Below are 14,770 nucleotides of genomic sequence, written 5' to 3' on the forward strand. Positions count from 1 at the left end.
AACAAACGCCGAGCTGACTGTCGGCGGCGGCGGGTAGGCTCGATAACAAGATGACAGACGACCTCACACCAGCGGAAGCGTACGCGGCGGCCCGGCGCCGGGCCGCCGAGGAGGCCACCGCGCTCCACGCCTTCCGTTCCCTCTACGACTTCGAGCTGGACCCGTTCCAGATCGAGGCCTGCCGCGCCCTGGAGACGGGCAAGGGCGTGCTCGTCGCCGCGCCGACCGGCTCGGGCAAGACCATCGTCGGCGAGTTCGCCGTCCACCTCGCCCTCGAACAGGGCCGCAAGTGCTTCTACACGACGCCGATCAAGGCGCTGTCGAACCAGAAGTACACCGACCTCGTCAAGCGCTACGGCCCCGGCAAGGTCGGCCTGCTCACCGGTGACAACAGCGTCAACTCCGACGCCCCCGTGGTCGTCATGACCACCGAAGTGCTCCGCAACATGCTCTACGCGGGCTCCCAGTCCCTGCGCGGCCTCGGCTACGTGGTCATGGACGAGGTGCACTACCTCTCCGACCGCTTCCGCGGCGCCGTCTGGGAAGAGGTGATCATCCACCTCCCCGAGTCCGTGACCCTCGTCTCGCTCTCCGCGACCGTCTCCAACGCCGAGGAGTTCGGCGACTGGCTCGACACGGTCCGCGGCGACACGGAGGTGATCGTCTCCGAGAGCCGTCCCGTGCCGCTGTGGCAGCACGTCCTGGCGGGGCGCCGGATCTACGACCTCTTCGAGGAGGAGACCGACCACGGCGGCCGCGGCGTCACGCGCCGCGAGGTCAACCCCGACCTGGTCCGCCTCGCCCGCATGGAGAACTCGCGCACGTACGACCCGCGCGAGCGGCGGCGCGGCAAGATGGTCCGCGAGGCCGACCGGGAGCGGGAGCGCCGTCAGCGGTCGCGGATCTGGACACCGGCCCGGCCCGAGGTCATCGAACGGCTCGACGCCGAGGGGCTGCTGCCGGCGATCACGTTCATCTTCAGCCGCGCCGGCTGCGAGGCCGCCGTCCAGCAGTGCCTCTACGCGGGACTGCGGCTCAACGACGAGGAGGCCCGCGCCCGGGTCCGCGAGATCGTCGAGGAGCGCACGGCGTCCATCCCCACCGAGGACCTGCACGTCCTGGGCTACTACGAGTGGCTGGAGGGGCTGGAGCGGGGCATCGCCGCGCACCACGCCGGCATGCTGCCGACGTTCAAGGAGGTCGTCGAGGAGCTGTTCGTCCGGGGCCTCGTCAAGGCGGTCTTCGCCACGGAGACGCTGGCGCTCGGCATCAACATGCCCGCCCGGTCGGTCGTGCTGGAGAAGCTCGTCAAGTGGAACGGCGAGCAGCACGCCGACATCACCCCCGGCGAGTACACGCAGCTCACGGGCCGCGCGGGCCGGCGCGGCATCGACGTCGAGGGCCACGCCGTGGTGCTCTGGCAGCGCGGCATGGACCCGGGGCACCTCGCGGGCCTGGCCGGCACGCGGACGTACCCCCTGCGGTCCAGCTTCAGGCCCTCGTACAACATGGCGGTCAACCTGGTCGACCAGTTCGGCCGGCACCGCTCGCGCGAGCTGCTGGAGACGTCGTTCGCGCAGTTCCAGGCGGACCGGTCCGTCGTCGGCATCTCCCGCCAGGTCCAGCGCAACGAGGAGGGCCTGGAGGGCTACCGGGAGGGCATGACCTGCCACCTCGGGGACTTCGAGGAGTACGCGCGGCTGCGCCGCGAGCTGAAGGACCGGGAGAACGAGCTGGCCAAGCAGGGGGCGGCCCAGCGGCGCGCCGCGGCGGCCACGTCGCTGGAGCGGCTCAAGCCCGGGGACGTCATCCACGTGCCGACCGGCAAGTTCGCCGGGTTGGCGCTGGTCCTGGACCCGGGTCTGCCCGCCGGGCGGTCCAACGGGCACCGCGGCTTCGACCACCAGGACGGCCCCCGGCCGCTGGTCCTCACCGCGGAGCGGCAGGTCAAGCGGCTGGCGTCGATCGACTTCCCGGTGCCGGTGGAGCCGCTGGAGCGGATGCGCATCCCGCGCTCGTTCAACCCGCGCTCCCCGCAGTCGCGCCGCGACCTGGCGTCCGCGCTGCGGACGAAGGCGGGGCACATCGTGCCGGAGCGGCACCGCAAGCAGCGGTCCGCCGCCGTCGACGACCGGGAGATCGCCCGGCTGCGCTCCGCGCTCCGTGCGCACCCCTGCCACGGCTGCGACGAGCGCGAGGACCACGCCCGCTGGGCGGAGCGGTACCACCGGTTGCAGCGGGACACGCGGCAGCTGGAGCGGCGCATCGAGGGCCGCACCAACACGATCGCCCGCACGTTCGACCGGATCGTGGCGCTGCTGACCGAGATGGACTACCTGCGGGGCGACGAGGTCACCGAGCACGGCAAGCGGCTCGCCCGGCTCTACGGCGAGCTGGACCTGCTGGCCAGCGAGTGCCTGCGCGAGCGCGTCTGGGAGGGGCTGGACCCGGCCGAGCTCGCCGCGTGCGCGTCGGCGCTGGTGTACGAGGCGCGGCAGGCCGACGACGCGGTCGCGCCGAAGGTGCCGACGGGCAGGGCCAAGGCCGCGCTGGGCGAGATGGTCCGCATCTGGGGCCGGCTGGACGCGCTGGAGGAGGAGTTCCGGGTCAACCAGGCGGAGGGCGTGGGGCAGCGCGAGCCGGACCTCGGCTTCGCCTGGGCGGCGCACCAGTGGGCGTCCGGGAAGGGCCTCGACGAGGTGCTGCGCGAGGCGGAGATGCCGGCCGGCGACTTCGTCCGCTGGTGCAAGCAGGTCATCGACGTGCTGGGCCAGATCGCGGCGGCCGCGCCGCAGAAGGACAGCACGGTCGCCAAGAGCGCCCGCAAGGCGGTCGACGGGCTGCTGCGGGGGGTCGTCGCGTACAGCTCGGTGGGCTGACCGCCGTACGACGCGGAAGGACCCGGCCGGGGGCGCCCCCGGCCGGGTCCTTCGCCGTCACCGGGCGGGCACGGCGTCGCGGCGGGCCGCCAGGGCCGCCCGCAGGGGGAGGAAGAGCAGCAGGGCCGCGGGGGAGAGGAGGACCGTCAGGACCAGCAGGGGGCTCGACACGAGCGGGCGCACTCCGAGCCGGCGGCACTCCCGGTACATCCACTGGCCGATCAGCAGGTCCCACGCGATGACCTGCGCCCACACGGCCCCCGCCCCGTCCGGGAGGGCGGTCAGCGCGCGGAACGCCTCCAGGTCCGGCTGCCGTACGGCCGCCCACAGCTCGGGCGCGACGGGCGCGGCGAGCGCGAGGTGGACGAGCAGGACCGGTACGGCGGTCAGGGGGGACGCGGCGATCCGGTCCGTGAGGGGCTGGCCGGGGGCGAGGACCATCAACAGCCAGACGGGCGCGGCGAGCAGGAACGCCAGCTCGAAGAGGGTCTCGGTCACGGGACGCGCTCCGGACGGGGGCGGCTGGGGACGGCGGTGGGGGCGGGCGCGGTGGGCGCGGCCGGCCCGCGGAGGGCCGCCAGGACGCCGACGGCGGTGAGGACCGCGATGGCCGCCGCGGCGGCGAGGGTCGCGGTGTCGGGGTGGATCAGCGGCTGACCGCGCAGGGCCTGCCAGCCGACCAGGGCCAGGACCGCCGCGTACGCGCCCGAGGCGACCAGCATCAGCCGCAGCCGCGTCCGCGGGTCGGCCAGCCGGGGGCGGCGCCGGGCGAGGACGAGCAGCGCGAGCAGGACCAGCGGGAGCAGTTGCAGGGCGTGCATGCCGACGAAGTGCGGGACGCGCAGGTCGCCGCCGGTCGTCGACCAGCCGGTGAGCGCCATCCCGGCGCCGCCGTCCGCCACGCCGACGCTGTGGGCGCCGACGACGTCGGAGACGCCGCGCCGCTGGCCGGGGGCCGGCTGGGACATGACCGGGCCGAACGCCGCGCCGACGAGGGCGAGGACGGTGCCGAGCCGGATCGTCCAGACGGTGGCGCGGTCCGCGAGACGGGCGCGGAAGAGGAGGACGGCGACCGCCAGGGTGGCGAACCAGAGGACGACCGAGATCGCGCCCATCGCGAGGTACACGGCCGTGTCGAACGGGGTGGCGTAGTTGAAGTGGCTGCGCCTGCCGCGTACGGCCTGGCCGGCGATGAGGAGCATCTCGACGACGAAGGACACGGCGACGACCGTGCCCGCCCAGGAGGCGGTCCGCCGCCCCGCGCGGCTGCGGAGGGGGAGGAGGGACAGCATCCAGGCGAGGGACAGGCCGTAGGCGACGAACGACACGGCGAACTTGAACGGCTTCGCCCACATCGGCGCGCCGAGGAGCAGCCTGTCGTCCAGCACGAGGCCGAACGCCGAGACGACGGCCATGACGGCCATCCCGGCGGAGACGGCGACGAGCGGACGGTGCAGAGGACGGTGGAGCGTGGGTAACGACATGTGGACACCCCCGGAGCAGAATGGATAGTGAGACTTACTGCTATCCGATAGCGTCACTATCTATGATGGGGGTGGCCTTGGCAAGGGCGGGGTGCGGAGCCGAACGAAGAGGGTGGACTGGCGTGCGCGTGGGCGAGCTGAGCCGCAGGACCGGGGTGTCGGTGCCGACGATCAAGTACTACGTACGGGAGGGCCTGCTGCCCGCCGGGGAGCTGAGCAGCCCCAACCAGGCCCGCTACGACGAGTCGCACGTCCGCAGGCTGCGGTTGGTGCGGGCGCTCATCGACGTGGGCGGGCTCTCCGTGGCGGCCATCCGGGACGTCCTGGAGGCGGTCGAGGACCCGGACCGCTCGGTGCACGAGGTGCTCGGCGCGGCGCACGACCACATCGCGCCGCGCGAGGGCGGGCCGGACGACGCGGCGCGGGACACCGCCCGCCGGCAGGCCCGGGAGCTGATCGCCCGCCGGGGGTGGCTCGTGGACGACGACAACCCGGCGGTCCGGTCCCTGGCCGACGCGCTCGCGGCCTTCGGCCGGCTGGGGCACGACCGGTTCGCGGAGGTGTCGCTGGACGTGTACGCGGAGGCGGCGGAGCGGATCGCCGCGGTCGACGTGGCGTACGTGGCGCGGGAGGTGGCGCGGGAGGACGTCGTGGAGAGCGCCGTGGTCGGCACGGTCCTGGGCGACGCGGTCCTCACCTCGCTGCGGCGCCTCGCCCAGGTCGACGCCTCGGCCCGTGCGTACGGCACCGGGGAACCGCCCGCCACGGCCTGACCCCCGCCCCCGCGCCCGGCGACGCGAAGCGCCCCCGCCGCGGGGGCGGGGGCGCGGGAGCCGCGGGGGAACGGCTCTCCCGCCGGGGCGGCGGGCCGGGAGCGCCGCCCGTCAGGTGCCGTCGGCCGCGCCGGGCTGCCGCTGCCGGCGCAGCAGCGCCGAACCGGCCAGGAGGGCCGTCAGCATGGCGCACGCCACCGCGGCGGCGCCCGCCCAGGTCCACGAGCGGCCCAGGCTGCTCTGCAGCAGGGTGACCCCGCTGCTGCCCGCCATCCCGTGGAGGGCCACGACGCCGACGGACAGGGCGGCCGCGGACCCCCAGACGCGCACGGTGTCCCGCACGATCAGCCACTCGCCGAGCACCAGGCAGAGCACGGCGACGACGAGGACCATGGCCTCCGCGTACCCGCCGGACCACAGCCCCGCGAAGTCCGTGGGCAGGTGGATGACACCGCAGGCGAACAGGGCCGCCGCCGCGGGCCAGCGCAGCCCGGACCGGGACGGCGGGACGGCGGCCTCGTCGACCGGACCGGGCGCGAGGACCCTGACCGGCGCCTCCGCCGCCGCCGCCACGGCCGAAACGGAACGGGGCGGGCGGACGTTGGGGTTCTCCGGCACCGGCTGGGCGCCGCCGTCCGCCGCGCCCGCGTACGGGGAGCCGGCCGGCGGCGTGCCCGGCGAGGGCGGCGCGCCCTGGCCGTCGCCGGTGCCGAGGATGCTCACCAACTGGACGACGTCCTCGACCGGCCTGCCGACGGCCGCGGCGCGGAGGGTCGTGTCGTTCTCGTCGAGCGTGTGACCGGCCTCATTCAGCATCGCGACCAGTTGCCGGACCTCTTCCAGGGGCCGGGCCACCGCGGCCGCGCGCAGCGCCTCGTCCGCGGGGCTGTCGACGGCCTTGGTGTGCTTGAGCTGGGTCACCAGCGCGGCGACCTCCTCCAGCGGGCGGTACGTGGCCGCCGTCCAGATCAGTGTCCGTATGCGCTCGTCGCTGTCCTCGTCACCGTCCTCGCCGCCCCCGATGGCGGCGCCGGCCGTGTCGGCCGTGTCGACTGTGTCGGCCGTGCCCGTGCCCGACGTCTCGGCGAGTGCGGCCTCGACGAGTGCGGCGTCGGCCGCCGCCCCGGGACCGCCGGGGCCAAAGGGGCTGGAGGGGGTGCCGAGGGGGGAGGGCGCGCCGTCGCCCGGCACGTCCTCGAGTGGGATCCGGTCGGCGGGCCCGAGGGGGCCGCCCGCGCCGCCGGTGCCGGCGACGTCGGCGTCCGTGTCGTCGGCGTCCGCCGGTGCGGGGCCCCCGAACGCCGCCCCGGCGCGCGGGTGGCCCGCGGGCGCGGCCCCACCGGCGAACCGGTCGCCGCCGGACCGCGGGGAGCCGGCCGCGCCGTCGCCGGCCGCGCCGTACGGGTGCGCGGTCCCGGCGGACGCCGCCGGGGTGAACGTGCCGGTCGTGTACGACGTCCCGGCCGGTGCGGTGCCGGGCGGCGCGGCGCCCGGGCGCGCGGCCCCGGCGCGTACGGCGCCGGTGGGCGGCGCTTCGCGGCGGGCGGCGTCGGCGGGCACGGCGGCCGGGGCGGCGGGGGCCCCGGTCCCGGGGACCTGGGGGTCGGGCGGCTGCTCCCGGACAGGAGCCGCCCCGGCGGCGCGGGTCGTGGGGTCGTCGGTTGTCATGGCGTGGCTCCGTTCGCCGGACTCCGGTGAGGCACACACCGTGTCGGTCGTCGTGCGCCGACTGGGCGCGCGGTTTGCTCCAAGTAATAGGCAAACCGGGCAATTGCGCCATCCGGGAAAGGCGGACGGAGTACCCGCCCCCACCACTCGGGCCCGCACGGGGGAGTGCGGGCCCGAGGTGGGACGAGCGCGGGAGCGGCCCCGCCTCAGGCGGACTGCTCCTCGCGCTCCACCTGGGCGTTCCACTCGCGCTTGACCGCGCGCCACGCCTCGTCCGACTTGCCCAGGCGCCAGTACCCCGAGATCGACAGGCGCTCCAGGGGGACGCCGCGGTCCTTGCGCAGGTGGCGGCGGAGCTCCCGCACCGCGCCCGCCTCGCCGTGGACGAACGCGTGGACGTCGCCCTCGGGGAAGTCCAGGTTCCGCACGGCCTCGACCAGCGCCTCGCCGACCGGACGGCCGCGGCGCGGCAGCCAGCGGACCTCCGCGCCGGCCGGGGCGGTGATCTTCAGCTCGTCGTCCGCCTCGCCCACCTCGATGAACGCGTACGCCGCGGCGCCGTCCGGCAGCCCCTCCAGCGCCGCCGCGATCGCCGGCAGGGCGCTCTCGTCACCCACCAGCAGGTGCCAGTCGGCCTCCGGGTCCGGCGCGTACCCACCGCCCGGGCCGAGGAACCGGACCGTCTCGCCGACCCGCGCCCGCGCCGCCCAGGGGCCGGCCAGCCCCTCGTCGCCGTGCACCACGAAGTCGACCGTCAGCTCCCGCTGCACCGGGTCCCAGGCGCGCACCGTGTACGTGCGCTGCGCCGGCCACTGGTCGCGCGGCAGCTCCTCGCGGATCCGCTCCAGGTCGAACGGCTCCGGGTACGCCACGCCCTCCGGGGCGAACAGGATCTTGACGTAGTGGTCGGTGAAGCCGCTGGTGGCGAAGGAGGTCAGCCCCTCGCCTCCGAGCACGATCCGCACCATGTGCGGAGCGATCCGCTCGGTGCGCACCACCTGCGCCTCGTGGGCCTTCGGTGTCCTGCGGGACGGCTCATCGGCCACGGCGTACTCCCCGAAACGTAGTTAGCTTAGGTATACCTAAGCTAACACTTCATCGGGGAAGAGCGGAGAGCAGTCGCTCCAGCGCCCCGCCCAACCCCCACCTTTCAGCCAGGGCGCGCACGGTCTCCGGGTCCCTCGGGCCGGCCGGCAGCGCCGGGTCGAGGGGCGGCAACGGAACGTCGTCCGCGACCCGCACCACCTTCGGCGCGACCGCCAGGTAGTCCCGCGCGCCGTCCAGCCGCCGGCGCTGTGCCGGGGTCAGCCCCGCCGCCGGGTCGTCCAGCGCGGCCGTGATCCCCGCCAGGTCCCCGAACGACTCCAGCAGCTTCGCGGCGGTCTTCTCGCCGATGCCCGGCACCCCCGGCAGCCCGTCGCTCGGGTCGCCCCGCAGCACGGCCAGGTCCGCGTACCCCGGGCCGTCCACGCCGTACTTCCCGCGCAGCCACTCCCCGTCCACCGCCTGGAGCGTCCCCACGCCCTTGACCGGATACAGCACCCGCACCCCGCGCGCGTCGTCCACCAGCTGGAACAGGTCGCGGTCGCCCGTGACGATGTCCACCGGCCCCGCCGCCCGGCCCGCGAGCGTGCCGATCACGTCGTCCGCCTCGTACCCGGCGGCCCCCGCGCGCGCGATGCCCACCGCGTCCAGCACCGCCTCGATCACCGGGACCTGCGGCGACAGCGCGTCCGGCACCTCCTCCTCGTCCGGCACGCCCGGCCCCGTCGCCGCGGCGACCCGGTGCGCCTTGTACGAGGGGATCAGCTCCACCCGCCAGGCAGGCCGCCAATCCGCGTCCATGCAGGCCACGAGGTCGTCCGGGTGGTGGTCCCGCACCAGCCGGGCGATGAAGTCGAGCAGCCCGCGCACGGCGTTCACCGGCGTGCCGTCCGGGGCGCGCACCGAGTCGGGGACCCCGAAGTAGGCCCGGAAATAGAGGGAAGCGGTGTCGAGGAGCATCAGGCGTCGCGTCACCCCTCGCATGATGCCGTACGCCACTGACAGAACAACCGGCGCAGCGCTTCCGCCGTTTGCGCTACTCGGGCGTACCCGCGCTGCGTAAGGTTGTCGGAAGAGGGAGGGAAGGGAGGGAAGACATGGACGACAAGGAAACACCGCGGGTCGGCGCGGCCGTGCGCAGGAGGCGCAGGGCGCTGTCGCTGACCCTCGCCGCCGTCGCCGAGCGCAGCGGCCTGTCCGTGCCCTTTCTCAGCCAGATCGAGAACGAGCGCGCCCGCCCCAGCATGCGTTCCCTGGAGTGCATCGCCGACGCGCTGAAGACCACCGCCGTCGAACTGCTCGACGCGGGCGACGCCGCCCGCACGGTCGACGTCGTCCGGGCCGCGGCGCGCGCCGACGACCCGGGCGCGCCGGCCGGCGTCCGGGCGCTGGTGCGCGGCGAGCACCAGATGCACGCCGACGAGTTCACCGGCGAGCACGACGCCGGCCGTGAACTGGTCCTCCGCAACGACGCCCTGCTGTACGTCGCCGACGGCACCGCGGAGGTGGAGGCCGAGGGCCGCGCGTACCGGCTGGAGCGCGGCGACACGCTGTACCTCTCCGGCGGGGTCCGCCACCGCTGGCGCGCCTCCGGACCGGGCACGCGCGTGCTCGTCGTGTCGGTGGCGCCCCACATGGAGGCGGCGGAGCAGTGATCCGGGTCGTGTCGCTGGTGCCGTCCCTCACCGAGGCCGTCGCCGTGACCGTGCCCGGCGTCCTCGTGGCCCGCACCGACTGGTGCGTCCACCCGGCGGGCCTCGACGTGCCCCGGATCGGCGGCACGAAGAACCCGGACGTCGCCGCGGTCGTCGCGCTCCGCCCCGACCTCGTCGTCGCCAACGAGGAGGAGAACCGCCCCGAGGACCTCGCCGCCCTGCGCGCCGCCGGCCTCGACGTCCTCGTCACCGAGATCCGCGACCTGGAGCAGGGGCTGCGCGAACTGGACCGGGTCCTGCGCGCCTGCGGCGCCGCCTCCCGGCCCCGCTGGCTCGACGAGGCCGAGGCGGCCTGGGCCGCGCCCGCCCCCGACGGGCCGCCCCGCAGGGCGGTCGTCCCCGTCTGGCGCCGGCCCTGGACGGTGCTCGGCCGGGACACGTTCGCCGGCGACCTCCTCGCCCGGCTCGGCGTCGCCAACGTGTACGCGGACCACCCCGAGCGCTACCCGCGCGTCCCGCTCGACGAGCTCCGCGCCCGCGGCGCCGACCTGGTCGTCCTGCCCGACGAGCCGTACCGGTTCACCGCCGACGACGGGCCCGAGGCGTTCGGCGGGCTGCCCGCCGCGCTCGTCGACGGGCGGCACCTCACCTGGTACGGGCCGTCCCTCGCCCGGGCGCCCCGGGTGCTGGGCCGGGCCCTGCGAGCAGCGTTCCGCTGACCAGGCCCCGTACCGTCCCCGAGGCCGCCGCCAGCCACCCGGCGACCAGCAGGGCGTACAGCGCCACCGCCGCCCCGTCGAGCACCACCAGGCCCGTGTGCCGCGCCAGCCCCTCCAGTCCCGTCACGCACGTCCCGACGGGGAAGGTGAACGCCCACCACGTCATCGCGAAGCGCATCCCGCGCCGCCGCGCCCGCACCACCAGCGCCCCGACCAGCGCCAGCCACAGCAGCGCGAACCCCGTCACCGGCAGCCCGTACGCCACCGCGACCCCCCGCGCGTACGGCACGCCCGGCGCCGCGTCCGCGAAGGCGCCGACCGCCGTCACCGACTGGCCCAGCGGGCCCAGGACCAGCAGCAGCGCCGGGGTCGCCGCGACCGGGGGCGGGCCGGCCGTCACCAACCGGCCGAAGACCAGCGGGAGCACCAGCAGCGCCGCCAGCGCACTCAACCCGAACAGGGCGTGGCAGGCCGCGAGGAGCGTCCCCCGCGCCTGCCCCTCCGACAGGTGCGGTGCCAGCAGCGGCCCGGTGGCCGCCGACACCATCGGCGCGACCACCGGCAGCAGCCACAGTGGCGGCGCCCCCTCGACGCGGTGCCGCACCACCATCAGGTACGGGACGCCGACCGCCACCGCCAGTCCGGCCGCCGTCCCCGCCGCCCACAGCACGGCCCCCAGGGCCACCGCCGCGCCCGCGCCGACCCAGTCCCGCCCGACGAGCAGCGCCCCGCCGCCGACCGAGGTCAGCGCCATCGCGAGACAGCCGTAGAACGGCGCGACCGCCGGGTCCAGCAGGTGCGCCCGCGCCTGGTCGCGGTGGCGCGCCCAGTGGGCGGCGCGGGCGCCCAGCAGGACGGCCAGCGCGACCAGCGCCAGCGCCCACAGCGCCGTGCAGGCGGTGCGCAGGCCCGGCACGCGCAGGGGGAGGCCGGTGCCCGCGGTGCCGACGATCGCGGTGCCCATGACGGCGGCGTAGTAGTGGGGGCCGAGGTGCCGGACGCCGGCGGTCCGTGGGCCAGGCCCCGCACCCGCGCGGAGGCGGGGCCGGGGGAGGGGCCGGGGCTGGGGCGGGGGTTGGACGAGGGTGGCCATGGCCCCACCCTGACCGCGAGAAGCACCCCCGACCAGGCACCTTGCCTCTATGGCCCCATAAGCTGGGTTTATGAGTCTCTCCCATCGTGTGCCCGACCTCGGAGCCCTGGAGCTGCTGCTCGCCGTCGCGCGGCACGGCAGCCTCGGGCGGGCGGCGCGCGAGGTCGGCATCACGCAGCCCGCCGCCAGCGGCCGCATCCGCTCCATGGAGCGGCAGCTCGGCGTGGCCCTCGTCGACCGGTCGCCCCGCGGCTCCCGGCTCACCGCCGCGGGGGCCCTCGTCACCGACTGGGCGCGGCGCGTCGTCGAGGCGGCGGAGGCGTTCGACGCGGGCGCCCAGGCGCTGCGCGACCGCCGCGACTCGCGGCTGCGCGTCGCCGCGTCGATGACCATCGCCGAGTACCTGCTGCCCGGCTGGTTGATAGCCCTGCGCGCCGAGCGGCCCGACACGGCCGTGTCGCTGCAGGCGGGGAACTCCGCGGCGGTCGCCGCCCTGCTGCTCGCGGGCGACGCGGACCTCGGGTACGTGGAGGGCCTCGCCGTCCCGGAGGGGCTGGAGGGCGTCGTCGTCGCCCGCGACCGGCTGGTGGTCGTCGCGGCGCCGTCGCACCGCTGGGCCCGCCGCCGCGCCCCGGTCACGCCCGCCGAGCTGGCCGGGACGCCGCTGGTGCTGCGCGAGTACGGCTCGGGGACCCGGCAGGTCCTCGACTCGGCGCTGGCCGCGCACGGCGGACTCGCGGCGCCGTTGATGGAGCTGGCCTCGACGACGGCGGTGAAGGCGGCGGCCGTGAGCGGTGCGGGACCGGCGGTCCTGAGCGAACTGGCGGTCACCGAGGAGCTGGCCTCCCGCCGCCTGGCGGAGGTCCCGGTCGAGGGCGCCGACCTGCGCCGCGCCCTGCGCGCCGTGTGGCCGACCGGCCCCCGCCCCACGGGCCCGGCCCGCGACCTGCTGTCCCTGTCGCGGGCCCGCTGAACCGCTCACGGGCGGCCCGGCCCCTCGACGCCGGGCCCCTCGGCCCCGGCTCTCTCAGCCTCGGCTCCCTCGGCTCCCTCGGCCCCGGCTCCCTCAGCCCTGGCTTCCTCGGCCTTCGGTCCCTCGGCCCAGGCTCCTCGGCCTTCGGTCGCTCAGTCCCGGCTCCTTCGGTCCCGGCTTCCTCAGCCTCGGCCTTCGGCCGCTCGGCCCCGGGCCGCCCGGGCCGCCCGGGCCGACGCGGCCCGCACCAGCCCCGCCATCACGCGCGGGTCGTCGCCCATCTCCGGGTGCCACTGCACGCCCAGCACCCAGCGGCCCGGCAACTCGACCGCCTCCACCGTCCCGTCCCCCGCGTACGCGGACGGGACGAGCCCCGCGCCGAGCCGCTCCACCGCCTGGTGGTGGTACGTCGGGACCTCCGCCGCCTCGGGGACCAGCGACTCACAGCGCGTCCCCGGCACCGGCTCCACCACGTGCCGCCCCAGCCGGCCGACCCCGGCCGTGTGCCCCTCCAGGTGCTGGAGCAGCGTCCCGCCGAGGGCGACGTTCAGCAGTTGCATGCCCCGGCAGACGCCCAGCACCGGGACGCCCGCCGCCAGGGCCGCACCGACCAGGGCCAGCTCCCACGCGTCGCGCTCCGGTGCCGGCGGGCCCGTCCTGGGGTCGCGTGCGGCCCCGTACCGCACGGGCTCCACGTCGGCGCCGCCCGCGAGCACGAGCCCGTCCAGCCGGGCCACGGCCGCCGGCGCCGCGTCCGGCCCGTCCGGAGGGAGGAGCGCGGCGAGCCCGCCCGCCGCCTGGACCAGCCGCGGGTACGCGGCCGGCAGCAGCGCCGCGGGCAGCTCCCACACGCCCCACCTCGCGGAGTCGAGGTACGTCGTCACCCCGATGAGCGGCCGGTTCACGCGGGACGCTCCGTCCGCCCGCGGCCGAGTTCGGCCTCGGCCGCCGCCAGCGCCGCGAACTCCTCCTCCGGCGCGCTCGCCACGAGGCGGTGCCGGCTGTAGAGCGCGAAGTAGGCAGTGGCGACCGCGTACACCCCGAGCGCGAGCCCCGCGGCGACCGCGTCCACCAGGAACGTCGCCACCAGCGCCGCCAGCGCCAGCACCAGCGCCACCGAGGAGGTCACCGCCCCGCCCGGCGTCCGGTACGGCCGCTCCAGCCCCGGCTCGCGGCGCCGCAGCACGATGTGGGACAGCGCCATCAGCGCGTACGAGACGGTAGCGCCGAACACCGCGACGTTCAGCATCCGCGCCCCGTCGCCGGAGCCGGCCGCCAGCGCGAAACCGGTCGCGCCGAGGACCAGCAGCCCCGGGTACGGCGCCTTGCGGCGGCTCGTCAGCGACAGGAACCGCGGCAGGTAGCCCGCCCGCGACAGGGCGAACAGCTGCCGGGAGCCCGCGTAGACCAGGGAGAAGAACGACGCGACCAGGCCGGCCAGGCCCGCGTAGTTCACGAACCGGCTCAGCGCGGTCGGCCCGCCCTCCCCCTCCAACGCCACCACCAGAGGGTTCCCCGCGTCCTGCACGGCGGCGGCGCCCCGCGCCCCGGTCGCCGCGAGGAGCGTCACCACGGCCAGCACCGCCAGGACGCCCATCGACAGCGCCAGCGCCCTGGGCAGCGACCTGACCGGGTCCTTCGCCTCCTCCGCGGCGAGCGGCACGCCCTCCACGCCGAGGAAGAACCACATCCCGAACGGGAACGCCGCCCAGATCCCGAGCAGTCCGTACGGCAGCCACGAACCCGCGCCGAACGCGCCCGCGTCGACCGGGATGTCGTTCAGCCGGTCCACCCGGAACCCGCCGAGCGCGCCCGCCGCGAAGACCAGCAGCGCCACCACCGCGACCGCCGTCACGACCAGGCTGAAGCGCAGCGCCTCGCCCACCCCCCACAGGTGGATGCCGACGAAGACGACGAAGCACGCCAGGTGCACGGGCCACGCGGACTCCAGCCCGAACAGCCCCAGCGACTCGACGTGGTCGCCGATGAAGAGGGAGATCGCGGCGGGGGCGAGGACGTACTCGACGAGGACCGCCGTGCCGGTGAGGAAGCCGCCCCAGGTGCCGAGCGCCCGCCGGGCGAAGCCGTAGCCGCCGCCCGCGGCGGGCAGGATCGCCGACAGCTCGGCCAGCGCGAAGACCAGGCACGCGTACATCAGGCCCATCAGGGCCGTGGCGACGGCGAGCCCGCCGAAGCCGCCCTTCGCGAGGCCGATGTTCCATCCGGAGTAGTCCCCGGAGACGACGTACCCGACGCCGAGCCCGGTGAGCAGCAGCCAACCGGCGCTGCCCCGCCGCAGCGCGCGGCGCTCCAGGTAGCCGTCACCGGTACCGGGCGGCGGCGACGCCTCGCCGCCAGAGGTGCCCGGGGTGCCCGGGGCGCCCGAAGGGCCCGGGGTGTCTTCCAGCGTCATGGCAGCGTCAGCTCCCCGCGTCGGGTCCGACCCAATGGAATGACCCCATACCATTGCGTCACGGTGCGG

Annotated in this window: 13 protein-coding genes; 5 read left to right on the forward strand and 8 right to left on the reverse strand. The window is 76.1% G+C overall.

The genetic code is table 11. The features are described from left to right. The first annotated feature begins 50 nt into the window (after positions 1-50). On the forward strand, positions 51-2,879 hold the full coding sequence (locus RND61_RS18905) for a DEAD/DEAH box helicase (protein ID WP_315879174.1): 2,829 nt from the start codon (positions 51-53) through the stop codon (positions 2,877-2,879). Positions 2,880-2,936: 57 nt separating this feature from the next. Here RND61_RS18905 and RND61_RS18910 read toward each other — a convergent pair whose 3' ends face one another. Continuing rightward, positions 2,937-3,377: an ABA4-like family protein gene (locus RND61_RS18910; RefSeq protein WP_315879175.1), complete on the reverse strand. Its 441-nt coding sequence runs from the start codon at positions 3,375-3,377 to the stop codon at positions 2,937-2,939. Beyond that, positions 3,374-4,363, reverse strand: a complete 990-nt coding sequence (locus tag RND61_RS18915; RefSeq protein WP_315879176.1) for a hypothetical protein — start codon at positions 4,361-4,363, stop codon at positions 3,374-3,376. Before RND61_RS18915 ends, RND61_RS18910 begins: the two co-directional genes overlap by 4 nt. Positions 4,364-4,485: 122 nt before the next feature. Between RND61_RS18915 and RND61_RS18920 the strand changes: the two genes are divergently transcribed. After that, entirely contained in the window at positions 4,486-5,136 is a 651-nt protein-coding gene (locus RND61_RS18920) for a MerR family transcriptional regulator (RefSeq protein WP_315879177.1), read from the forward strand. 111 nt (positions 5,137-5,247) lie between these two features. On the opposite strand, the gene RND61_RS18925 is transcribed toward RND61_RS18920, so the two are convergent. The 3 genes from RND61_RS18925 to RND61_RS18935 all read right to left on the reverse strand — a co-directional run bounded on the left by RND61_RS18925 (position 5,248) and on the right by RND61_RS18935 (position 8,808). Further along, positions 5,248-6,804: a hypothetical protein gene (locus tag RND61_RS18925; protein ID WP_315879178.1), complete on the reverse strand. Its 1,557-nt coding sequence runs from the start codon at positions 6,802-6,804 to the stop codon at positions 5,248-5,250. Positions 6,805-7,010: 206 nt separating this feature from the next. Continuing rightward, a complete protein-coding gene (locus tag RND61_RS18930; RefSeq protein WP_315879179.1) occupies positions 7,011-7,850 on the reverse strand; it encodes a siderophore-interacting protein in 840 nt (279 codons plus the stop codon). Between the two features lie 49 nt (positions 7,851-7,899). Next, a complete protein-coding gene (locus RND61_RS18935; protein ID WP_315879235.1) occupies positions 7,900-8,808 on the reverse strand; it encodes a 5'-3' exonuclease in 909 nt (302 codons plus the stop codon). A gap of 137 nt (positions 8,809-8,945) precedes the next feature. On the opposite strand from RND61_RS18935, the gene RND61_RS18940 reads away from it, so the two are divergent. Then, complete coding sequence (locus RND61_RS18940; RefSeq protein WP_315879180.1) at positions 8,946-9,503, forward strand: helix-turn-helix domain-containing protein; 558 nt, start codon at positions 8,946-8,948, stop codon at positions 9,501-9,503. Then, positions 9,503-10,222 (forward strand): helical backbone metal receptor, encoded by a 720-nt coding sequence (locus tag RND61_RS18945; protein ID WP_315879236.1) that lies wholly within the window; start codon positions 9,503-9,505, stop codon positions 10,220-10,222. The genes RND61_RS18940 and RND61_RS18945 overlap by 1 nt, the downstream gene beginning before the upstream one ends. On the opposite strand, the gene RND61_RS18950 is transcribed toward RND61_RS18945, so the two are convergent. Next, the gene (locus tag RND61_RS18950) at positions 10,149-11,315 is read right to left on the reverse strand and encodes a TDT family transporter (RefSeq protein ID WP_315879181.1); all 1,167 of its coding nucleotides are present in this window, start codon (positions 11,313-11,315) and stop codon (positions 10,149-10,151) included. The genes RND61_RS18945 and RND61_RS18950 overlap by 74 nt on opposite strands. 70 nt (positions 11,316-11,385) lie before the next feature. Here RND61_RS18950 and RND61_RS18955 point away from each other — a divergent pair, with 70 nt between their 5' ends. After that, positions 11,386-12,288, forward strand: a complete 903-nt coding sequence (locus tag RND61_RS18955) for a LysR family transcriptional regulator (protein WP_315879182.1) — start codon at positions 11,386-11,388, stop codon at positions 12,286-12,288. Between the two features lie 182 nt (positions 12,289-12,470). Here the strand turns inward: RND61_RS18955 and RND61_RS18960 are convergent, their stop codons facing one another. Both RND61_RS18960 and eat read right to left on the reverse strand, forming a co-directional pair. Then, a complete protein-coding gene (locus tag RND61_RS18960; RefSeq protein ID WP_315879183.1) occupies positions 12,471-13,193 on the reverse strand; it encodes a gamma-glutamyl-gamma-aminobutyrate hydrolase family protein in 723 nt (240 codons plus the stop codon). After that, positions 13,190-14,701, reverse strand: coding sequence for an ethanolamine permease (gene eat, locus RND61_RS18965; RefSeq protein ID WP_315879184.1), 1,512 nt, complete (start codon positions 14,699-14,701; stop codon positions 13,190-13,192). The genes RND61_RS18960 and eat overlap by 4 nt, the downstream gene beginning before the upstream one ends. Between the last annotated feature and the right edge of the window lie 69 nt (positions 14,702-14,770).

Source organism: Streptomyces tamarix (assembly GCF_032423885.1).
Classification (GTDB): Bacteria; Actinomycetota; Actinomycetes; order Streptomycetales; family Streptomycetaceae; genus Streptomyces; species Streptomyces tamarix.